Here is a 22250-nt window from a genome sequence, read left to right on the forward strand (position 1 = left end):
GTGCATGATACTACGGAACATGCTATATTATTCAAACCAGGCCATTTCTGCTGTACAGGAATGGCCTTTTTTAATGCCGGGAACAATTTATGGAAACACCCTCTAACCGCGATTTCAATACGATCAGTCCTTCCGCGAAAGGACTGCTGTTCCTGAAAGGACATACTACCCTGCCCTATTCCCGGGAAGCCGTTGCCCTGCTGCAAGAGCCGGAGCCTTTCCCTGCAGATCCGGAAAAAGCGGCCCGTTACTGGGCCAGGATTGTGCATTTTGAACAGCGCTACCGCAGTATAGACCAGCTGCTGTTGCCTACGGGTATTAAGAATATGGTGGAGATATCTGCCGGTTTTTCGTTTCGTGGCCTCGCGATGGCAGCCGACCCGGCGGTCCATTACATTGATACGGACCTGCCTGACCTCATTGCCTCTAAAAGACAATTCATTGCGCAGCTGCATCCGGAGCCGCTGCCAGGCGTTTTGGAGATAGAAGGCCTGAACGCGCTGGATGAAGCCAGCTTCCGGCGGCTCACCGGGCGACTGCCGCAAGGCCCTGTGGCTATCCTTAACGAAGGCTTGCTCATGTACCTGGACACGGCGGAAAAGGAACAGCTTTGTGGAATTATCCGGCGCATATTGCAGCAGCGAGGCGGATATTGGATCACTGCGGATATCTACATCCGCGAGGATGCGGAGGTGGCGGCCAAGATGTACCGTAACGACGCGCTGATGCAGTTCCTGGAAGCGCATCGTATCGAGGAGAAGAAATTCAGCAGTTATGAGTCGGCCAGGGACTTCTTTGGAGAGATGGGGTTTGAGGTAGATGCCGAGGCGCAACCGGATTACGGGGCGATCAGCAGTCTGCCGCAGTTTTTGGCCACGCTGACGCCGGCGCAGCGGGAGAAGTTGAAGCAGGTGCGGCGGACGCGGGCAACGTGGAGGCTGAAGCTGGCGGAGTGAGGCGGGCGTGATGCGGGCAACGAAGAGGTTGAAGCTGGCGGAGGGAGGATGGGGTGATGCGGGCAACGTGGAGGTTGATGCTGGCGGAGGGAGGATGGGGTGATGCGGGCAACGTGGAGGTTGATGCTGCGCAGTGAGGCTGGCTGCAACAGGCGCAGGCCTGGTATCCTATTGCATGCCTATCGCTTTCTCCATAATCCCCACTGCCTGTGTTAACTCCCGCTGGTTTAACGACGCAAAACCAAAACGAATCGCATTCTCCGGCTGCATGCCATAAAAGTACTGGTGGGGGAAATTCATCGTCAGCCCCAGCGACGCCGCCTGTGTTATCATTTGCGGCAGGTCCAGTTCCGGCTGGAATTTCAACCAGATGGCCATGCCGCCCTGCGGCAGCTGAAAAGTAACCTGCCTGCCCAGTTGTTGTAATAAAGCGCCGGCGGCATCCCTCCTCTCCCAATAGACCTTATTCGCTTTCTTCAAATGCCGGGCAACGACGCCTTCCTTCAGCATGTTAGCCAACGCCTCTTCCACGAGATTATCCCCGCCGAGGTCCATTAATTTCCGCAAGGCGGCGGCCCGCTCGATGAAATGCTTCGGCGCAATCATAAAGCCTATGCGCAGGGACAAGCCCAGGGATTTCGTGAACGACCCTACGTAGATCACGTGCCCGCCATGGTCGGCGCTGGCCAGCGGCACAATGGGCGCGGCGCTGTAATAGAAATCGTAATCATAATCATCTTCAATGACCGCGAGGTTGTATTGGCGGATAATTTCCAGCAGCTTCATGCGGCGTTCCGCACTCAAGGTGACGGTGGTTGGATGATGATGATGGCTGATGACATACAGCAGCTTAATCTTTTTCTTTTTGCACAGCCGCTCCACGGCGTCTACATCAAGCCCGTCCTTGTCCACCGGCACGCGAAGGAGTTGCGCCCCCAGCTGTTCAAACGTCATATCCGCGAAGTAATAATTGGGGCTGCCGGTGATCACGTAATCCCCTTTGTGGATCAGCAGCGCCGCTGCCAGGTAGATACTCATTTGAGCGCCGCGGGTGATCATGGTATTTTCAGGAATGATATTGAGGCCGCGGGTGCCGGACAAATGCTTCACCAGTTGGGCCCGCAGATGCTCGTTGCCTGTGGCCGGGCTGAATGCCAGGTGGCGATAGTAAGCGGGGTGCTGGATAAGAGAGCGGCATTCGCGGATCCATTCATCCAGTGGGGCGAGCCGCACATCCGGGAAACCGTCATTTACGACCAGCTTTTTTTGCCGGCCTGCGATGCGGGGATGCGGCAGCATGGGTATCTCGTTCAGTGCAAACGCGGGTTCCTGCTCATAGGCATGGCGGGCGCCTGAGAAAGTCCGGGGTTTTATCTCGGGGAGATTGGAGGCCACCATCATGCCTTTGCGGGGCACCGGCGCCACCCAGTCCTGACTGGCCAGCTCGTCGTAGGCTGCAACGATGGTCTTGCGGTGCAGGGATAATAGTTCTGCTAAAATCCTGCTTCCGGGCAGGTACGTCCCCGGGCGGATAAGGCCGTCCTGGATGAGGGAGATGAACCTGTTCGCTACCTGGAGATAGATGGGTTGGCGGCTTTTACGGTCTATGCGGATGAGTGATTTGTATGGAAGCATGTGGGTGATTTAGGCGATCAGTCCATCCTGGACTACACGACAATTCAAAAGTGGACTACCTGGGTAGTCCAGTTCAAATATACATTTGTGACATCAATTTATCAATAAGATGGATAAGAGATTTAGTTTACACGAACAGTTTCCGGACGCTGTAAAAGCCATACGGGCGCTGGATGTATTTGGCGCTGATTCCAAATTGACTAACATTCAGAAAGAGCTGATCAAGATCAGGGCTTCCCAGGTTAACCAGTGCGCCTTTTGTATTGATATGCATACCAGGGATGCCCGCAAGTACGGCGAAACGGAACAGCGGATTTACCTGTTGAACGCCTGGCGGGAAACGAAGCTTTACACGCCTGCGGAGCGCGCGCTGCTGGCCATGACGGAGGAAGTGACGCAGATTGGACAACAGGGGCTGAGCGATGCCACCTACCGGGAGGTAATTGAGCATTTCGGCGTAGATGGCGCTGCGCAGATACTGATGGCGGTTGCGCAGATTAATGTATGGAACAGGATTGCTATATCGTTGAATTACCAGTTTGGTTGATGTGGATGATTTGGTTTGATTAAACTGGTTAGTCCGCCTTGTTAAAAACAATCACAACCACTGTAAAAATAATCACAACCACTGTGGTACCAACAATCAACATAAATTACATTACCCATCTCATGCCAATCAAAGTCCATTACGCACAATCAGATGAACAAATAATTGCCTGTACAGACGCTATTCTCGCGCTACGCCCTATGCTGCAACCGGAGCACATCCTTCCGCAGGTAAAAGAAATGCAGGAAACAGACGGCTATATGCTCATTTATATTGCGGATCCGGCCAATCCTTCCCGGGCTGCGGCTATAGCCGGGTTCCGGCGGCTCAATAAACTGCTGGGCGGCCCGCATATTTATATCGACGACCTGTCAACGCTGCCGGAATTCCAGGGGCAGGGGTATGCGCGCAAGCTGCTGGATCATATCCGGGAGCTGGCGGTGAAACAAGGGTTGAAAAGTTTGCGGCTTTCATCGGGGCACGACAGGCATACGGCGCATCGTTTGTATCTTAACTATGGTTTTTACATTAGTGCGCATAATTTCATGCTGCCGTTGTGAATGGATAGGTAGTGGCGGCGTAACAAGCAGGTATGGTAATATGCTGCCGTTATAAAATGCTATTTTATTAGTGCAAGGTAATACCACCTGCTGCGCCTGTCCACCCTCCAACTATAGTCCCAACATCAATCCTTACAACTTCTTTCCCCGCCACAAACACCGTCGCAATTCACCCCTACTTTGACGTTTTCGGCCATCCCGAATTATCGCCACTAAGCGGATATTTGTATTCGAAAATCCATTTCTTATGCAAACGAAAAATAAAGTAGTATCGGCAGCCGAATGGGATATTGCCCGCAAAGCTTTGCTGGTAAAAGAAAAAGAGCTAACGCGCCTGCGGGATCAGATAGCCCGCGAAAGACAGGCCCTCCCATGGGAAGCCGTTACCAAAACGTATTCCTTTGACGGGCCGGAAGGCAGGGAAACCCTCTCCGACCTCTTCGACGGCCGCAGCCAGCTCCTGGTGGTACATTTCATGCTCGGCCCCGGCTGGCAGGAAGGCTGTAAAGGTTGCTCCTTTAATGCCGACAGCATCGACGGGGTACTGCCGCACCTCTACAACCACGATGTCAACCTCGTCGTTGTTTCCCGCGCGCCGCTGGAGGAAATAGCACGTTTTAAGAAAAGGATGGGCTGGAAATTCAAATGGGTATCTTCCTATAACAGCGATTTCAATTACGATTATAAGGTATCGTTTAAGCCGGAAGAACTCAATAATGGCGGAGTATATTACAATTACCGGCTGGAAAAGAATGCCGGTGAGGAACAACCCGGCGTCAGCGCTTTTTACAAGGATGAAAACGGGGATATTTTCCATACCTATTCCACCTACGCAAGGGGAATGGAAACATTGACCAATACTTTCAATTACCTGGACATAGCTCCTAAAGGACGGAATGAAGGAGATCACATTATGGGCTGGGTGAGGCTCCACGACATGTATGAGGAACAGCCTGCCGTTACGGGCAATGGCAATTGCTGTCACTAAAATAGATGTTATGACACATCATTCCTGTTCCTGTAAGAAAGCAGAGAAAATGCGCCGGCCTGTATTCCGGCGCATTCTCCACTTTACCCGATGGGCCATGCCGGGAGTAGGCCTGGCGCTTATACCCAAGTGCCCCGTATGCCTGGCAGCTTATATTGCCGCGATAGCAGGGTTGGGTATTCCGATTACAACGGCCAGGTACCTACGCTGGGGCCTCATCGCGGTTTGCGTTGCCGCAATGATTTATATGGGGGTAAGGCAGTGGGCTGCGTTTAGGAAACGAAGGCAAATGCTGTGATGCAGCGATTACCGGCGTTAAAGTCGACAATTATTGATGAAGCAACTACCCGCGTTAAAGGCGACAAATACTAATGCAGCAATTACCGGCGTTAAAGTCGACAACTACGAGTCCGGCAAATACCCCGTTTAAAACTGCTTTAACAGGAACGACCAGTCCGCCAATTACCAGCAGGCAAATGCCGTACCCGCCTCCGCCATCCTACCTCCCTCCGCTCCCCGGCTTTATGGTATATACAAACTTCTCCTTCGCCGCCGGCGCCACCAACTCCAGATTAATCCGGTAGATACTATCTCCCCATTTCTGTATAATCCCCTTATCCTCCATTTTCGTCAATACCAGCTTCTCCACGCCAGCTTTCATCTTCGCGGGGTAAGTCAACCGGTAATCCTTGCCCTCCGCATGAATGGTAATAACGCCCGGCGCCGTTACCTCCGCCGGAAAACACGTCATCAGGTGCTGCGTTATACTATCCCTGCGCTGCAAACTCACCTGGTCCTCTACTACCACCTGCTGCCGCTTGATTAACTGCACCGTCCTGTTCCAGCTTTGAATCCCCGCTTCCGCCGGGTAAGCTTTCGCGAGGTCCAGTTGCATGATACTGCCGGCTTTATGACTGGTACTGCTCACATTCGTAGCCTTGTATTCCGGACCGTTCGGCTGCGTGTATCCGTTAACGGTAGGCAGGTTGTGAAAATCGGAACGGTTGAACCAGATGTCGTACCGCTGCCCGCTGAAAGTGCGCGCAGTATAGGTGCCACGCCCTACGTCAATCAACACAGGCAGGCCGTCATAATACACTATAAAATTACCTACATCATTGTGGTTGTGACTTTCATCGTTATTACCTCCTTTGGCCGCCACATAAAATCCTTTGGCAGTACCACCCTTGTCGCGGGCAGCCATCACCTCCAGGTCCGGCCACCAAACGTTTTCCAGCAAGGGCAGCCCCTTTTCCGCCTTGCGGAACTCGTCCTTCATGAACAGGGAAAAGAAGTTACGGTAATACATATACGTCCCGCGCCAAATACCCTGGCGGTCAGGCTGTATATACCAGGCGCCGAATTTCATCATGTCCGGATCGCCAACGTCTTTTCCAAAGCGGTACACGAGGCTACCATTCATACCCGGCTGCGGATCAGCATCTGCGAAGTCGATAAAATAATCTTCGCTGATCTGCGCCTTATAAATAAACTGCGCCATATGCTTTACCTTCAAATCTTTCAGCACATAGCCAAAAGCGTTGTTGGTAGCCAGGTTCAGTAAACAAATATTGTCATACAGGGAAGCTGCCGCTCCGCTCCAATATCCCGGCCCTTCATCGCACCCGCCATCCTGCGGATAGGGATTCAGGAATTGGTCCAGGGTATGGAGTATTTTGCTGACGGTCGCCGCCCGCAACTGCTCATTCCGTTCCAGCAATAAGACGGCGCAAAGCCAGTTGGACGATATCCAGGGGTTCCAGTTATTCGGCCGCCTGCCGGAGCTGCTAATCCCCATCCAGCCATGATGCTTCGTCATCAGCGGGGTAAAAACTCGTCGATTGGTTTCATCGTATATGCGTTTGCGTATCATCGGCGATGCGGCATCCAGCTTGTCGCCCAGGAAGTAATCCACCCAGCCGAGCAATTCCGCCGTTTCAGCGGAAAACAGCTCCACAAAAGGATTGGCAACATCCGGCAGCCCTCCGTCCTTGCCTTTGGGCAAATGCGCGGAAGCGCCCCAGAAGGACTCTTCGCAGATAGACCAGATGCCATTGATGATATCATCCGTAAACCGGCCCTTGTCTTCATACACCTCCGCCATCATCAGCGTAGCCAGCACATCGCGCTTGCGGTTGGCAATGTCCTGGTACTGCCGGCGGTCGCCGGTGCGAACAATCAGCATGGAAATCGTAGCAGGGATGCCCGGCCATTCATAATGCAGGTAACCTTCGGCGGCTTTGATGGTATTGGCGGCGAGCGTAGTATCAACAGTAGTCCATACGGCTCTTTTTTCCCGGGCAGGGAAAGGCTCCCATTTGTCCCGCGGAATCAGCCTGGCAGCCAGCTCCTGCTCGCTGTAGCGACCGCTGAGCAGGTTTTGCGCGTGCAGGGTTACCGCCGCCGTCAGCAACCCGAGTAGTAGTAAGGTCTTTTTCATAAGTGGAAATTTATGGTCTGATTCTGCCGGTAGCCGGTGAATCATATGCACAAAAAGGCGCCAGGGGGCGCCTTTTTGTGCATATAAGGGATAGAAATTACTTCACCTGGTAACGCTTCACGCTGATCACCATCGACTTCTTCGTATCGTCTACCTTATTGATGTAGATAAACGCCCTGTACTTGCCGTCCGCGCTTTCCACCCAGGTACCGCCTTCCGCCTTCAGGTTGAAGAGGTAACTCGGCTGATTATTGAAATCAATAGCTTTGAAATCAGCATCGGTAATAAATACGCCGTATTGCAGGCGCGCCAGCTGCTGATCGCGGAGGTTGTACGCCTTCACCAGCTTCGTCACATTGGCTGCGCCGCCCGGTACCACAAAATCCTGCAGGTACTCCTTCGGCGCGCCCGGCGCTACCAGCGCATGCTTCAGGCTGGCGGTAGCCGAAGTGCGGTACATATAGATCAGGTCAATTTTTGCCGGATCCACCGCCTGGTTCTTCGCATACACCTTCATGTCGGCGATGGAGAAATAAGTGGAATCCCCATCTGTCATGTTCAGGTCCAGCTTCATATCCATTGTGGATATTTCATAAGGTCCCATTTTGTAGGACACGTTTTCCCCATTGCTGGATTTGGCAGAAAAGGTGAAACTTACTGACTTGCCTTTCGCCTCGTCCGGGATGCGGTAGAAATAACGGAGCGTAGCCGCCATCGTATCTTTCGTGAAGGTCGTAACGGTAGTATTGCCTGTGGTCACGGAAGGATCGCCAATCGGGATCCCTACGTCCACCTGCAGGGAATTCTCGTAATAGTAGGATTTGTTTTCCAGGTAGGTGCCTGCCGCGCCGGCAATGCTAGCCTCTACCTGGGCCGCCACCAGCTTTCCTTTGGCTGCCGGCAATGCCATCGCATAGGCAAATTCAATGTAGCCGCCGGAAATATTCGGACCGGTAGAACGCTTGATGCAATCGTTCTGCAGCTGGTCTTTAGGAATGGGCGTCTTATAGGTATCGTCCTTTGCGCAGGATGCCGCCAGCAGCATCACGCCTAAAAGGGCGGGTGTATATGATCTGAAATTAATTCTCATGTCTCAGGTTTTACTTTTGTTGAACGGTGATGATGATCTTGTAAGTTTTTCTCACTTGCCTGTTACCTGATACAACAGTGTATTGGCGCGGATTTGCAAGGTCTGAAAAATCGGTCCGGCCGGTGATCTTAGGCTCCAGCTTACAATCCTGCGCCAGCGTCAGCTGCGGCCAGAGGTTCTTCAAATCCGCCCCGTAAAACACCTCCTGGGTAATAGTACCGGCAGCGGTATCTATAACAGGCGCTTTACTTCTCACAGTCTGGAAGTCGGCCCCGAGCAACTCAAAGTTGGAAACGTAGCAATCGGTACGGGTGGTGATCAGCAATCCATCTTCATCCACCGGCAGGTCATTCTTCTTGCAGCTGCTGATCATTCCTGCCACAAGCAGGAAAAGGCCGCTGATGATTACAAATTTCTTCATACTGATTTTATTTTGGGGAGATGGCAATGCGGTTACCGCGCTGCCACCTCCTGATTGTCTAATGTCGATTATAACCAAGGCGTGTTTTGTGTCAGGTTCGGATTCCGGTCGCGCTCACTCTGCGGGATCTTGAAGATGTACGCTCTCGCATAATCCCTTTCAGTGGCGTTCTGGAATACCACGGGCGATTGCCTTACCGCGCCCTGGGTATCCTGCTGGCCAACGCCTACGCCACCCAAACCGCCGTAGAGTTTTTCCAGTTTTCTCCAACGGCGCAGGTCAAACGCACGCTGACCTTCTGCCACCAGCTCCACAATCCGCTCCTGCTCTATTGCCGCGAAGAAGGCATCTTTGCTGGCATACCGGTCCGCCTTCAACGGAGGCAGGTTACCGCGATGACGCACTTTGTTCACCAGCGCTACGGCATCCGCCTGCGGGCCATAGGCCTCGTTGCTGGCTTCTGCATACATCAGGAATACATCTGCCAGGCGCATGACCGGGTAGTTGTAATCGCCGTCAGTACGATCCTGACCGGCGTAATTACGTACGAACTTGCGGTACACGTAGCCGGAGTTGCAACCGTCGGTATCATAGGTGATATAGTCCACCCCGCCGAGCCTGATGGCCAGGTTCCAGGATTTGTAAATGAACGGCGCAAAACCGGTGGACTTCAACGCCTGCATGCCCAGCGCTTTTTCGTAATCCCACATGATGGTAGATTTCATACGGTAGTCGCGGTTGGCATAGCTCTGCGGGTTCAGGGCCGAGTTAGGCGCAGTTCTGGCGCCGGCGGCGCCTGGCGCCATCGGTTTCAGCTTGGGCGCTTCCTCGCCGGTGGTGATGAGCTGGTAGCGGTCTGCCAGTTCATAACGCGGACTCACCCAGCATTGGGAACGCTGCATGGTGCGGCCTGCAAAGTCGCGCATCAGCGACTCGCCCTGGCCGGTGCTGGTACCGCCATGGGTAAACGCCATGATCATTTCCGCATCGCCATTCGCTGCCGGCATAAACAGGTAGAAGTAGTTGGGCAGTATTTCTGCTCCGCCCAGGGTATCAATATTACCCGGCTCTCCGCCTCTGAAGAGGGTCAGGCCATAGTCGTTGATCACATGTCCGAAATCTGCCGCAGCGGCTTTAAACGCCTCGCTGGCCGCAGTTGCATCGGGCTTGAAAGTCGTCAGCTCCGGCCAGCCGTTTTTATTCCAGGAACCCCAGAACAATTGGAGCTTACCGCGGAAAGCCAGGGCGGCCGGCTTGGCAGCGCGACCCACCGCCGATGGTTTCGCCGGCAGCTTTTCAAACGCGTAGGTAAAATCGTTCATGATCGAATCCTTGATCTGGGCGATAGGCATACGGGACAGCGTTTGTACGTCCGCGTTGGAAGTAGCCACCTTGTCAAAATAAGGCACGTCGCCCCACATGCTGATCAGGCGGAAGTAGGTCATACCGCGCAGCAAGCGCGCCTCGCCGATGATCACTTCCAGCTTTTCGCGGTTGCCCACCTTGCGGTCGATCATCGATTTCACGTTCTCAATGACGTAGTTGGCGCGGTTGACAGAACCATATAAGGCTTTGAAATAGTTGTCGAATTTATCCCCATAGTTCGCGCTCTGGTAGCCGGCGCTGCTGGAGGGGTTGTATGGGTCGCCGCTGGAAGTGGATGTACCACGGGTACGGGTGTACTCTCCCTGACCATCAAAATAATAATCGCGGTCAAACACTGAACGGGTAGCGTTGTAAGCGCCCATCAGTGCATAGGTGGCATCATCTTCCGTTTTCCAGAAAAAGCTGGAGCCTACTTCTGTAGTAGGTTGCTGGTCCAGCAGGTTTTTGGTGCAACCGGTAGCCAGCATCGCCACGGAAGAAGCGAGTACTGCGGTGCGTATAATAGATAATGACTTTCTCTTCATAACAATTTAATTAGAATCCAACATTCACACCCAGGGAATAATTCTTCAGCAGCGGATACGCAATGTTCCTGTTGCCGGTCATTTCAGGATCCAGGCCGCGGAACCTGGTAATGGTAGCCAGGTTTTCAGCGGAACCGTAAATCCTCACACTATTGATCTTGGCCAGTTTCACGAGGCGGGCAGGAATGGTGTAACCCAGCTGAATATTTTTCAGGCGCAGGTAGGCCAAATTATCCAGCCAGAAAGTGGTTTCCTCGCGGTTACCGCTGCCGCCGAGCCGCGGCCAGATGCCATTCGGATTGTCCGTACTCCATGGATTATTCCAGTGGTCCCAGGTAGCGGCATAGCGGGTAGCGCTGAAATTGACATTGTTATAGTTGTTGAGCCAGTAGTCCTTACGGCCGGCAGCGCCCTGCAGCAGGAAGCTGAAGTCGACGCCATGCCAGCTGACGTTGCCGGACAATGCATAGTTGGTAGTCGGCCTGTCGCGCTGGAACTTATCCTGCGCCACCTTATCATTCCCGTCGATAATACCATCCCCGTTCACGTCATTGCGGAGGATATCCCCCGGCGAAGCGCCCTGTGGTGTGGCATTATACACATCCTGCCAGGTTTTGGCGATACCCCTGTCAGTATAAGTGTACACGAAGTGGTAAGGCATGTTCAGGAAGGTATAACCACGGCCCAGGTACTCATTCCATTTTTCCAGCGTAGTGCGGTTGTAGGAGATATTACCATTCAGCATGTAGCTGATGCCGTTGGACAGCTTGTCCGTCCAGTTCAGGTTCAGCTCCACGCCCTGGTTACGGAGGTTACCGATATTTTTGCGGGGCGCATCGTAAGCGCCGGTGAGCAGCATGGAGAGGTCGGAAGGCCTGTTCATGCCGGTGGTCAGGCGGTTGTAGTAATCCAGCTCGGCGTTGAGGCGACTGTTAAAGAAGCCCAGGTCCAGACCGAGGTTGAACACAGAGGTGGTTTCCCAGGTCAGGTCCCGGTTCACCATTTTCTGGTTTACGAACCCTTTCACGATGTCCTTATCCAGGAAGTAGGAAGCCATGGCCAGGGTTTCCTGTTGCTCATAACGGCCTACCCCGCTGTTGTTACCCAGCGTACCGTAGGAAGCGCGCAGCTTACCGTTGCTCAGCCAGTTGGATACATAGCGTTTCACAAAGTCCTCTTCAATGAATCTCCAACCCAGTGCGGCGGACGGGAAGAAGCCGTACTGGCTGCCTTTCAGGAATTTCGAAGAACCATCCGTGCGGAAGTTGAGTTCCAGCAGGTATTTATCGTACGCGGTATAGTTAATACGGCCGATGTAGGAACGCAGCCCTTCCGTGCTGGAATTACCGCCGGTTCCCTGGATGCTGGTCAGAGCCCCGTCGATCTCATGGAGGTCCGGATAGAGGCGGTCGTTACGGCTCGCGCTCAGGTTACGGTCGTACCAGTACTCTTCGGAGTACACACCCAATACCGTGAGGTCATGGTTTTTATTGAAAGCCTTGTGGTAGGTCAGGCTACCGTTCAGCTGTGTTTTATAGCCGCTGCTGGTTACGTTGGAAACGCCGGAATTTGCGCCATAATATACACGGCTGCCGTTCATCATGGTCTGGAAGTTCCAGGCCGTGGTCGGGATAGGCGCGCTGTAACGGAACTGGTTATAGTAAGCCAGGGAGTAATCGATTTTGGCGGTCAGCCCTTTAATGGGGGACCAGTCATAATACACGTTGGCATTGAGTTGCTGGCGGTTCTGGTCATTTTTGTTCTGGGTGAACATCATGTACGGGTTGAACGCCTGCGGGTCCTCGTTGGCCGCCATTACGCCGCCAAATTTGCCAGTGACCGGATCGTAGGGAGTGATACCGGCAATCGCGTATTGCAGGTCAAAGTTGCCGGAGCCATCATCGTCCGTGAAACCGTCTTCCAGGGCATAGGTAAACTTGGTCCATACGCCGGCGAATTTCACACCCACGTTCATATTCGGGCGCAGTTTATAATCGAAGTTAAAACGTGCGTTATACCTTTTGTAATCGTTGTTGATCTGTAACCCTTGCTCGTTCTGCATACCAACGGACACGAAGAAGTTGGATACATCGTTGCCCCCGGAGGCAGAGAGATTATAATTCTCATTCACACCGTCGCGCATGATGATGTTCCACCAGTCCGTATTCGGATACGCCAGCGGATCGATCATGCCCATAGCCATCCACTGGTCGATGGTACCATCGTGGAAAGTGAGCAGGTCGCGCAGGGTACCCACGCGCTGCTGCATTTGCGCCAGGGTGAGCGACCGCGGGTAGTCCGCCATAAAATCATACGATTTCGTAGGCTTGGCTACGCCGTAAAAGCCGTTGAAGTTAAACTGCGTCTTCTTATTGCCTTTACCTGATTTGGTAGTAACAAGGATTACCCCGTTCGCAGCGCGGGAACCATACACAGACGCAGAGGTAGCATCTTTCAATACCGAAATGCTCTCAATGTCGTTCATGTTAATGGTGTTGATGTCCACATCAGGCATACCGTCCACCACGATGAGCGGGTTGGCGTTGTTCACCGTACCCAGCCCGCGGATGGTGAGGTTTGCGCCGTTTTTACCGGCCATCCCCATCGGCTGGTTTACTGCCAGGCCGGGCACCATGCCGCTGAGGGCGGAGGAGGCGTTGGACACGGCGCGGCCGGCCATCTTCTCATCCACTTTAATAGCGGAAACGGCGCCCACCATGTTTACTTTACGCTGGGTGCCATAACCTACTACTACCACCTCTCCCAGCGCCTTCTGGTCGGTGGTCATTTGCTGATTCAATGTTTTCTGATTGGTGTATGGCACTTCTTTGGCGGAAAATCCCAGGGAGGTAAATACCAGTACGGGCGATTTCACGCTGGCGGGGAAACGCAGTGAATACGCCCCTTTTGCATCGGTCACTGTGCCGTGCGAAGTACCTTTCACAGCGATGGTAACGCCGGGCACCGGCTGTCCCTTCTCGTCGGTTACGACCCCTGTGATAACATGTGATTGCGCCGGATCCTGCTGAAAAAATTCAGCTGCAGCATTACCGGATGCACCTGAGGCCGCATAGGCAGGCGCGGTACAGATCATACCCGCTGCGGGTATCAGTGTCAGCATCATCCAGTGTAAACGTAGTTTACCCGATGAAGAACGTGGTAAATAGTGAATCATTAGGTATTAATTTTTGAGCAATAAAAGGCTGAATCGGGTTACAGTCCGATACCTATGTAATTAGAATGCATGATAAAATAGCAATAGAAAGCCTGGCCGGTAACCGACAAATTGGAATGGCACAGCAAACGTTTGCATGAAAAAGTTAGTACACTACACCTTAAGTCATGAGCCAATTAATTTCATACGTGGGAAAAATTTTGGTCTTTTCTCTTCAGTTGATTTGTTTTGTTTGTATCAGTGAATATCAGTACACGATCAAAAATATAAAAAACAATCGATTGAAATAAATAAACTTCCAACAAAATAGAAATTATTATCCTGAAATTTGATAGTTTCTAACAAAATTTCTTTAGAATGTTAAAATTCTATAAAAATCCAGTGAAATAATATCAGTGGTAAAAACAGGGCGGAAATAAATTAGTACCGTTGAAATCAAGGAGGGCAAACGTTTTCGGAGGAATTATCCGAACTTATCCTGATAAGGAAACCCTTAGCTGGTCTTCCTGTAATTAAATACCGCCCAGGCATTCAGCACCACCGCAAACGCAATCTCATAGCAAAACTCCCATCTCACATCCGCAAAGCCGCTCCCCTTCAGCATTACCATCCGGATCACCTTTACAAAATGCGTAACCGGCGTCAGCGCCGATATCGTCCGCGCCCATGCAGGCATGCTTTCCGTAGCCGTAAACAACCCGCTCATCAGCATGAATATCATCATAAAAAAGAAAGCCAAAAACATCGCCTGCACCTGGCTGGCGCTATACGTAGAAATCAGCAAACCGAAACCCAGCAAGGCTACCAGGTACACCGCCGCAAACAAATACAATAACCATAACGGCCCCACGGAAACAATCCCATACACCACATACGCCACCAGCAACCCAATCGTAAAGATGATCAGCCCCATTATCCAAAAGGGAATCAGCTTGCCGCTGATGAACTCCCATTTTCGTATAGGCGTCACGTTTATTTGCTCAATGGTGCCTATCTCCTTCTCTTTTACAATATTCAGGGCGGACATAAAACCGCCGATCAGCGTCAGCAACAACACGAAGATCCCTGGCACCATGTAATATTTATACTGCTCCCTGGGATTGTACCAGGTGTTATAGGTCACGTTGATTACCGGCGTGCCCGCCGCTGCCGGGTGCGCCGCACGCGCAACGTCCAGGTCCGTACCCTGACTGAACTCAGTTATGATGTAATTCAGGTAAGCGCCGCCAATCGACGCCCTTGCCCCGTTGATCGCATCTATCGAAAGCGAGACCTGCTGCCTCCCCTCCCGCACCAGGTTCCGCTCAAAATCCGCCGGAATCTCCATCACCACATCCGCCTCATTGCGCTCCACATAACGCAACGCCTCCGCGTAGGAACTAACGGCGCCGGTTATACGGAAATATCCCCCCGCACCCAACTTGCCCAGCATCCGCTGCGTAAGCGTGCTGTGATCATGATCTACCACCACCACCTTGATGTCCTTCACCTCGAAATTAGCCGCCAGCGGCAGTATGATCAGCTGTATGGTAGGCATGGCAAATATCATCGCCAGGATAATCCTGTCCCGCAATATCTGCCTGAACTCCTTCTGCAATAAAAAACCAAGTTTCTTCATTCCAGTCTGGTTTTAAACTTCAGTAATGCCAGGGATAACAAAGCGCCCGTCATCCCGGCCAGCACCAGCGTTTCCTTCCATACCGCGCCAAACCCAAGCCCCTTCAGCATCACCGCCTTTACAATCAGGTAATACCACCTGGCCGGCACCAGGTTCGAAATCAACTGCAGGAACAACGGCATATTCTCCAACGGGTACATAAAACCCGTCAGCAACAGCGTTGGCAGCATCATCCCCATCATGGAAATCAACATGGCCGCCTGCTGCGATGCGGCAATATTGCTGATCAGCAACCCTACTGACAAGCAGGTGATAATAAACAAAGTACTCTCCGCAAACAGCAACAGCAAACTGCCCTTCACCGCAATATCCAGGAAACCGACGGACAACACCAGGATGAATGTAAAATTCACGAGGGACAATACCAGGTAAGGAATCGCCTTCGCTATCAACACCATGATCGGGTGAAACGGCGATACCAGCAGTATTTCCATCGTCCCCAACTCCTTCTCCCTCACCACGGAAACAGATGTCAGCGTAGCGCATACGATCATAAAAATCAACGCTATCACCCCGGGGATGAAATTCAACGAGCCATTGCCCTCGGGGTTATACAGCATGCGCAACTCCGGTACAATCCCCACCGGCGCGCCGCCTCCGCCGCCCAACTCCTGCTGGTACCCCGCCATAATAGCCGTCAGGTAATTCACCAGCGTCTTCGCGGTATTCGGATCGGAGCCATCCGCGATAATCTGCACGCTCGCCTTCCCATCATGCCGCAGATCACTGCCAAACTGCGGCGGAAAGTTCAACACGCATTTGATGCGCCCGCGCTTAAACGCCGCGTCTATCTCCGGCCCCGCCAGCTGCTGCTCATGCACAATAAAGTAGGAAGAGGACTTGATCTTACTGATGATCCTGGCCGTATTCGCATCCTGCGCCTGGTCGCTGATCACGATATCCGCATTTTTCACCTCGCTGGTCAGCGCGTAGCCAAACAGCAATATCTGCGCTACCGGCAGGCCAAACATAATCAGCAGCGTGCGCCGGTCGCGGAACACGTGATAGAACTCTTTGCGGATAAATACCAGTAGCTGTTTCATACATTAATCAGTCTGATGAACGCTTGGCGGACCTGGCCAGCTGATAAAATACTTCCTCCATATTCCCGGCCCCGAAGCGCTGCTTCAGCGCCTGCGGCGCATCCAGGGCTTCAATCTTCCCGTCTACCATGATCGTCACCCGGTTGCAATACTCCGCCTCATCCATGTAATGCGTCGTCACAAACACCGTGATCCCGCCGGCAGCCGCCTCATAAATCATATCCCAAAACTGTCGCCGCGTCACCGGGTCCACCCCGCCCGTAGGCTCATCCAAAAACACGATCTGCGGCCGGTGGAAGATCGCCACCGAAAAAGCCAGCTTCTGCTTCCAGCCTAACGGTAACTCCCCTACGAGCTTTTTAGCTTCTTTTTCCAGCCCCAGCGTCTGGATCAGCGCCGCGCTGCGCTCCCGGATCACCGCCCTGCTCAGGCCATATACGCCCCCGTAAAACTCAATATTTTCCGACACGGTCAGGTTTTCGTAAAGGGAAAATTTCTGACTCATGTACCCAATGTTCTTTTTAATTTCATCCTGTTGGCGATACACGTCAAAACCCGCCACCGTAGCCGATCCGCTGCTGGGGTACGACAACCCGCACAAAATGCGCATGGCCGTCGTTTTCCCGGCCCCGTTCGCCCCGAGGAAACCAAATATCTCCCCCTTGTTCACCTCAAAACTGATGTTGTTCACCGCGTAAAAATCGCCGAAACGCTTCGTCAGTTCTTTACATACAATTACCTGCTCTCCCATACTATTGCGTTTTTTGATTCATCAACCGGATAAATGTATCTTCTATTCCCGGCGCTATCTCTTTCACGGTAATACCCGTATGCCCCCGCTCCCGGGCAAATCCCTCCAAAGCCATGATCGCATCCGCTGTTTCACTTTTCATCGTCAGGTGCAGGTACTCCCCGAATGCATAACAACTCTCCACCGCAGGGTTTTCCCGCATATCTTTCAGCAGGCCGTAAATATCGTCCGCTTTCGCTGCGTATAGCCGTACGGGGTAGCTCCGCACAATCTGCTCCGGCGCGTCTATCTGCATAATACGCCCCGCCTGTATCAGCGCAATCCTTTCGCAAAGGCTCGCTTCATCCATGTATGGGGTGGACACGAGGATCGTGATGCCCATGCTCTTCAGCCGGGCCAGCATGTCCCAGAACTCCCGCCGGGAAACTACGTCCACTCCCGTAGTGGGTTCATCCAGGAACAGCACTTCCGGCTTATGGATCAGCGCACAGCAAAGCGCCAGCTTTTGCTTCATCCCGCCGGAGAGCTTGCCGGCGCGCCGGTCCTTAAAGGGCTTCAGCTGTTCGTATATTTCCCGGATAATGCCGTAATTCGCTTCGATGGTAGTGCCAAACAGCGTGGCAAAAAAGTGCAGGTTCTCCTCCACCGTCAGGTCCTGGTAGAGGGAAAACTTCCCCGGCATATAGCCCAGTATTTGCCTGATACGCTGGTAATCCTTCACCACGTCCAGGCCCTGCACCGTCGCACTGCCTTTGTCCGCCTGCAACAGCGTAGTCAGCACCCGGAAAATGCTGGTTTTACCGGCGCCGTCAGGGCCTATCAGGCCAAACAGCTCTCCCGGCTTTACGGTAAGGGACACATTGTCCACCGCCAGCACCTTCCCTCCTGCATACGTTTTGGTGATGCCGTCGAGTACTACTGCCTCCATTTTGCGAAATTTATTGTTGTGACCAAAGCGCTTCTCCGTACATCCCGATTTTCAGGAACCCGTCGTTTTTCACTTTTATCTTGATCGCATACACCAGGTTGGCCCTTTCATGCTTCGTCTGTATCGTTTTGGGAGTGAACTCCGATTTCGCGGCAATCCAGGTAATAGTGCCCGTGTACGATTTATAATCTTTCCGCCCCTGGTCTATCCGTACCGTTACCTGCTGCCCGAGCTTGATCTGCGGCAGCTGCGTGCCGTCCGCATAAGCCCGCAGGTACAGCGTATCTGTATTGGCGATTTTATACAATGGCCTGCCCACCGTAGCCAGCTCCCCCTGCAACGCATAACGGGTAAGCACCACGCCGGTGATCGGGTTGATGATCAAACCCTTTTGCACCTGTTCGGCATACTGCGCCGCGGCCATTTGCAACGGGGCTTTCTCGCTGAGCACGGAGCGGTTCTGCACGCCGGTCGTATAGTCGTCCACGTTAATCTGCTGGCGGGTGGCCGCAATTTGCCTGCGCATCTGCTCCACCTGGCTGTTTATATCATCCAGCTGTTTGCGCGTGGCGGCGTCTTCTCTGACCAGGTTTTCCGTACGCCGCTGTTCCCGCAGTAGCTGCTCCAGCTGCGCTTCCTGCACGGCCAGCTGCTTTCGGACCAGCTGGTTCCTTTCGGCCGGACTGCTCGTTTTTTGCTGCAACGCCGCAATCGAGGCTTCTACCTGCGCCTGCTGCAGCGCTGGTATCTTCACGTCAATCTGTCCAACGGTATCGCCTGCACGAAGCGTAGCGCCTTCCTGCGCCTGGAACGAGAGCAGTTCCCCGTTTTGCCTGGCGGATACAATCACTTCATCCGCTTCAAAATTGCCGGAAGCATCCGCCTGCGGGCCTTTGTTGGTACAGGCAGCGAGGAGGGCCAGCGAGGCAGCAATACTAACTAGCTGTTTCATGATGTACTATTGTTAATTACCCGAAGTAAATTTATATTGATACATAGCCTGCAGGAGCTGCAGCCGGTGCAGGATCAGCAGCTGCCGCGCCTGGTTTTCCGCGTTCAGCTGATTAATAAATTCATGCACGGTGATCACACCGTTTTCCAGCTGGGCTTTGGCGGATTGTTTGACGGAAGCCCGGTAGCCAATCGCCTCTTCATCCGCGGCAATCATCTCCCGGTATTTCCGCAGTTCCCCCCGCTGCTGCACGAGTTGCAGGTTGGTGTTGAAAAGAAATGTCTCTTCCTCCACGGCAATGGACCTGCGGTTGTTTTCCAGCAAACGCCGGTTGTTCCGCAGGCTGTACAAGCTGCCGAAGTTCCAGTTCAACCGCAGGCCGGTCACATACCAGGCCCCGAAGTCGTTGTCCAGGAAGTTGAGCGTCGGCCGGCCATAAGCGCCCTGGAAAAACGCGTTGAACCGCGGCAGGTAATCGGATTGCAGTTGCCGCTCCTGCGCATCTACGGCGTTGCGGCGGTATTGATACAACGCCAGCTCCGGCCGGCGTACCTCCGCCGCCGGGGCCTGCTCCTGCGGCATTTGCAGCGCCACGCTGTCCGCCAGCTGCCGGCCAATAAAAATGCCTAACATCTGCGTATAGGCGCTACGGTTAGCTATAAACGTAATTTCCTGGGATTGTGCCGAAGCCCGCTCGGCCTTGAGTTCATCCACATTGCTGCGGTAGGCGACGCCGTTCCGGTAAGCGGCGCTCACTTTTTCAATGGCATTGTCCAGGTCCGCCATGCGCAGCCGGTGCTGCTTCAGCTGCTCGTCCATCAGCAGGATGGAAAAATACAGCTGGTCCACTTTTTCCCGCACCGCGTACAGACTCACCGCCACGCTTTGCTTTTCCACCTCCGCATTGGCGCGGATGGCGGCCTTATGATTGCGGGAAGCGTTGGCGTCAAAGAGAGTCTGCTGCACTTCCGCAGCTATTTTATACTGGTCCTTACTAAGCGTTGGGAAGGATATACCTATGGCCGGCGGCAGCTGGGGAAAGCGCACCACCTCCGACTGGTAGGTGGCCTGGCCGGAGAGGTTGAATTGCGGCAGGTAGATTTTGCCGGCATTGGCCAGGGAGTAGTCGCGACTGGCGCCGATCAGGTCATAGCGCCTGATCAGCGGATAATTGGCCGCCGCCAGGTCATGGCACTCGTCCAGCGTGAGTACAGGCAGTTGCCCCGCCGCCGGCGCCCCCGTCAAAAGCAGCCACAGCGCCAGCTTCAGGGCGATTAGCTTCTGCGTCATAAAACCGATTTATTAAGAAGGTTAAAGCATCGTCTTCAGCCACGCGGGTATCAGCGTCTTTCGTTCTTCCATCATCGCGCGGAACTGCTTCATGTCGATCGCCCCGGTTTTCAGCAGCAGGTGCCGCGCCACGAAAGGCAGCGTGAGCATACTGACCATATTCATCACCAGGTGCAGGGGCGCCGTTTTCAGCTGCCCCTTCCCATGCAGTTCCACCAGTTGACGGACGAAATAGGAAGTCAGGAAAACGTTATTCTCTACCAGTTCTTTTGTAATGTCGTTGGAGCTGTTCGCCACGCCGTTCATTACGAACAGCGGCAGGTCGGGGTGTACCAGCAGCATGTCTATCCACTGCGCGCAAACGAGGTCAATCTTTTCCTGCGGACTGGTATGCACATCGTCCAGCAGGCCTTTGATGCCATGCAGCAGCTGCCGGATGGCGTCCTTCATCACCAGGTCGTACAGCTTCTCCTTGCTGCGGAAATAATAATTCACCAGCGAAAAATTCAGGTCCGCCTCCGCGGCAATATCCCTCACCGTGGTAGCGGCATAACCATTACGGGTAAAGACCGCCCTCGCCGCCGCCAGGATCTTTTCCTCCGCAGGGGCATCCGCATCTTTTTTCTTCCGCGTCGCTTTTGCCATGGTACTGCTGTTTGCGATTCAAATGTAGGAGTGATTTCTGAATTAAACAAATGTATTAAACAATTGTTCAAAAATAATTTTCACCCCCGCCCCTGTGGTATAAGCCGTTTGTTTTTTTATTATGTAGAAAGATCTAGGCACGCAGGATTAAAAAGTACCCGTCCCCGGGAAAGTTGACTGAGGCAACTGCCAATATTGACACCGTCTAGTAAATGCATTCACTGCCCGCAGAGGTGCTTTTGCTCCAATGCCGCAGTTTGCTATAGGAAATTTTTTTAAAAAGCAACCCGCACTTATCCATTTTCGTATTTATGAACAGCTGATGGTAAATTCGCCATTACTGCTGTTAAACTGACATTATAATTATCGTGATTTCGATATATTCGCTAACGTAATTTTTCCGACTGACCCCAAATTAGTCGCAGCATCTTCAATACACCAACATGCGCTACCTGTTATTTATCCTGCTTTTCGCCACAACGGTATCTGCACAACAACGCATCACGGAAGCAGAAACCTCGTTTGCAGCCCTCGCCAGAGATTCCGGTATCAAGCGGGCCTTCCTGCGCTACCTGGACAGTTCCGCCGTCACCTTCCAGGACGGGATCATCCAAAACGGCCGTCAGCAAATCTGGAAGCAACCCGAATCCAACGTACAACTGATCTGGAAACCGGTGTACTCTTATACCGCCCTAAGCGGCAACACGGGCTTTACCACCGGCCCCTATGAAGTACGCGTGCCCGGCAGCGATTCCGCCAGGGGTCACGGGCAATTCAGCAGCATCTGGGCAAAAGATGCGTATGGTAACTGGAAAGTAGTGCTGGACATCGGGGTGCCTACCCCTCCTTCAAAAGTGGATACCATTACCAGGACGAGGATAGCGAAGGTAAGCAGCCTCCCCTCCGGCATCGGGGATATAAGGGAAGTAGAAGCCAGGTTCCTGAAAGCCTATCAGACTTCCGGGAACCTGGCATTCAGTGAATATATTGACGGAGCCACCTGGTTTAACCTCGAAGGCTTCCCTCCTTTGCACGACAGCAGCAGCATCATGCAGGCCATCAACCAGGTGCATGGGAGGATTATGTTCAAACCTGTAGCCGGCGGCCTTTCGGAAGACCGTGACCTGGGTTACGTGTACGGCTACACGCTGGAAGGAAGCAAAAGAAATAATTACATGCGGGTGTGGAATCACACACAGGCAGGATGGAAAATACTGTTGCAGATTATCCAGTGGTAAGCG

The 22250-nt window shown here is 53.1% G+C and carries 18 protein-coding genes; 5 read left to right on the plus strand and 13 right to left on the minus strand.

Annotated features, from left to right (window positions below):
• The first annotated feature begins 89 nt into the window (after positions 1 to 89).
• Positions 90 to 956, plus strand: a complete 867-nt coding sequence (locus tag BOC67_RS11695) for a class I SAM-dependent methyltransferase (protein ID WP_291910463.1) — start codon at positions 90 to 92, stop codon at positions 954 to 956.
• Positions 957 to 1124: 168 nt separating this feature from the next.
• Here BOC67_RS11695 and BOC67_RS11700 read toward each other — a convergent pair whose 3' ends face one another.
• Positions 1125 to 2591, minus strand: a complete 1467-nt coding sequence (locus BOC67_RS11700; RefSeq protein WP_291910465.1) for a PLP-dependent aminotransferase family protein — start codon at positions 2589 to 2591, stop codon at positions 1125 to 1127.
• 109 nt (positions 2592 to 2700) lie between these two features.
• Between BOC67_RS11700 and BOC67_RS11705 the strand changes: the two genes are divergently transcribed.
• The 3 genes from BOC67_RS11705 to BOC67_RS11715 all read left to right on the plus strand — a co-directional run bounded on the left by BOC67_RS11705 (position 2701) and on the right by BOC67_RS11715 (position 4686).
• Positions 2701 to 3138, plus strand: a complete 438-nt coding sequence (locus BOC67_RS11705) for a carboxymuconolactone decarboxylase family protein (protein WP_291910467.1) — start codon at positions 2701 to 2703, stop codon at positions 3136 to 3138.
• A 122-nt stretch (positions 3139 to 3260) separates the two neighbouring features.
• Positions 3261 to 3698 carry a GNAT family N-acetyltransferase gene (locus BOC67_RS11710; protein ID WP_291910470.1) on the plus strand — a complete coding sequence of 146 codons (438 nt, stop codon included), beginning with the start codon at positions 3261 to 3263 and terminating at the stop codon, positions 3696 to 3698.
• A gap of 247 nt (positions 3699 to 3945) precedes the next feature.
• Positions 3946 to 4686 (plus strand): thioredoxin family protein, encoded by a 741-nt coding sequence (locus BOC67_RS11715; RefSeq protein WP_291910472.1) that lies wholly within the window; start codon positions 3946 to 3948, stop codon positions 4684 to 4686.
• 499 nt (positions 4687 to 5185) lie between these two features.
• Here BOC67_RS11715 and BOC67_RS11720 read toward each other — a convergent pair whose 3' ends face one another.
• From BOC67_RS11720 to BOC67_RS11775, 12 genes are all read right to left on the minus strand, one after another.
• Positions 5186 to 7126, minus strand: a complete 1941-nt coding sequence (locus BOC67_RS11720) for a heparinase II/III family protein (RefSeq protein WP_291910474.1) — start codon at positions 7124 to 7126, stop codon at positions 5186 to 5188.
• Positions 7127 to 7223: 97 nt separating this feature from the next.
• Positions 7224 to 8216, minus strand: coding sequence for a DUF4466 family protein (locus BOC67_RS11725; RefSeq protein ID WP_291910475.1), 993 nt, complete (start codon positions 8214 to 8216; stop codon positions 7224 to 7226).
• 10 nt (positions 8217 to 8226) lie between these two features.
• Positions 8227 to 8637 carry a hypothetical protein gene (locus BOC67_RS11730; protein WP_291910476.1) on the minus strand — a complete coding sequence of 137 codons (411 nt, stop codon included), beginning with the start codon at positions 8635 to 8637 and terminating at the stop codon, positions 8227 to 8229.
• Positions 8638 to 8705: 68 nt separating this feature from the next.
• Positions 8706 to 10547 (minus strand): RagB/SusD family nutrient uptake outer membrane protein, encoded by a 1842-nt coding sequence (locus tag BOC67_RS11735; RefSeq protein ID WP_291910477.1) that lies wholly within the window; start codon positions 10545 to 10547, stop codon positions 8706 to 8708.
• A gap of 10 nt (positions 10548 to 10557) precedes the next feature.
• Positions 10558 to 13722: a TonB-dependent receptor gene (locus tag BOC67_RS11740; RefSeq protein WP_291910478.1), complete on the minus strand. Its 3165-nt coding sequence runs from the start codon at positions 13720 to 13722 to the stop codon at positions 10558 to 10560.
• Positions 13723 to 14215: 493 nt separating this feature from the next.
• Positions 14216 to 15340, minus strand: a complete 1125-nt coding sequence (locus BOC67_RS11745; protein ID WP_291910480.1) for an ABC transporter permease — start codon at positions 15338 to 15340, stop codon at positions 14216 to 14218.
• Positions 15337 to 16443, minus strand: a complete 1107-nt coding sequence (locus BOC67_RS11750; protein WP_291910482.1) for an ABC transporter permease — start codon at positions 16441 to 16443, stop codon at positions 15337 to 15339. The genes BOC67_RS11745 and BOC67_RS11750 overlap by 4 nt, the downstream gene beginning before the upstream one ends.
• A gap of 7 nt (positions 16444 to 16450) precedes the next feature.
• Positions 16451 to 17194 carry an ABC transporter ATP-binding protein gene (locus BOC67_RS11755; protein ID WP_291910484.1) on the minus strand — a complete coding sequence of 248 codons (744 nt, stop codon included), beginning with the start codon at positions 17192 to 17194 and terminating at the stop codon, positions 16451 to 16453.
• Between the two features lies 1 nt (position 17195).
• Positions 17196 to 18122: an ABC transporter ATP-binding protein gene (locus BOC67_RS11760; RefSeq protein WP_291910486.1), complete on the minus strand. Its 927-nt coding sequence runs from the start codon at positions 18120 to 18122 to the stop codon at positions 17196 to 17198.
• 10 nt (positions 18123 to 18132) lie between these two features.
• On the minus strand, positions 18133 to 19074 hold the full coding sequence (locus tag BOC67_RS11765) for an HlyD family efflux transporter periplasmic adaptor subunit (protein ID WP_291910488.1): 942 nt from the start codon (positions 19072 to 19074) through the stop codon (positions 18133 to 18135).
• 12 nt (positions 19075 to 19086) lie between these two features.
• The gene (locus BOC67_RS11770; RefSeq protein WP_291910489.1) at positions 19087 to 20364 is read right to left on the minus strand and encodes a TolC family protein; all 1278 of its coding nucleotides are present in this window, start codon (positions 20362 to 20364) and stop codon (positions 19087 to 19089) included.
• Between the two features lie 21 nt (positions 20365 to 20385).
• Complete coding sequence (locus tag BOC67_RS11775) at positions 20386 to 21009, minus strand: TetR/AcrR family transcriptional regulator (RefSeq protein ID WP_291910490.1); 624 nt, start codon at positions 21007 to 21009, stop codon at positions 20386 to 20388.
• Between the two features lie 443 nt (positions 21010 to 21452).
• Between BOC67_RS11775 and BOC67_RS11780 the strand changes: the two genes are divergently transcribed.
• Positions 21453 to 22247, plus strand: coding sequence for a hypothetical protein (locus tag BOC67_RS11780; protein ID WP_291910491.1), 795 nt, complete (start codon positions 21453 to 21455; stop codon positions 22245 to 22247).
• The last annotated feature ends 3 nt before the right edge of the window (positions 22248 to 22250 follow it).

The organism is Chitinophaga sp. CB10, assembly GCA_001870995.2.
In the GTDB taxonomy this organism is placed as follows: domain Bacteria; phylum Bacteroidota; class Bacteroidia; order Chitinophagales; family Chitinophagaceae; genus Chitinophaga.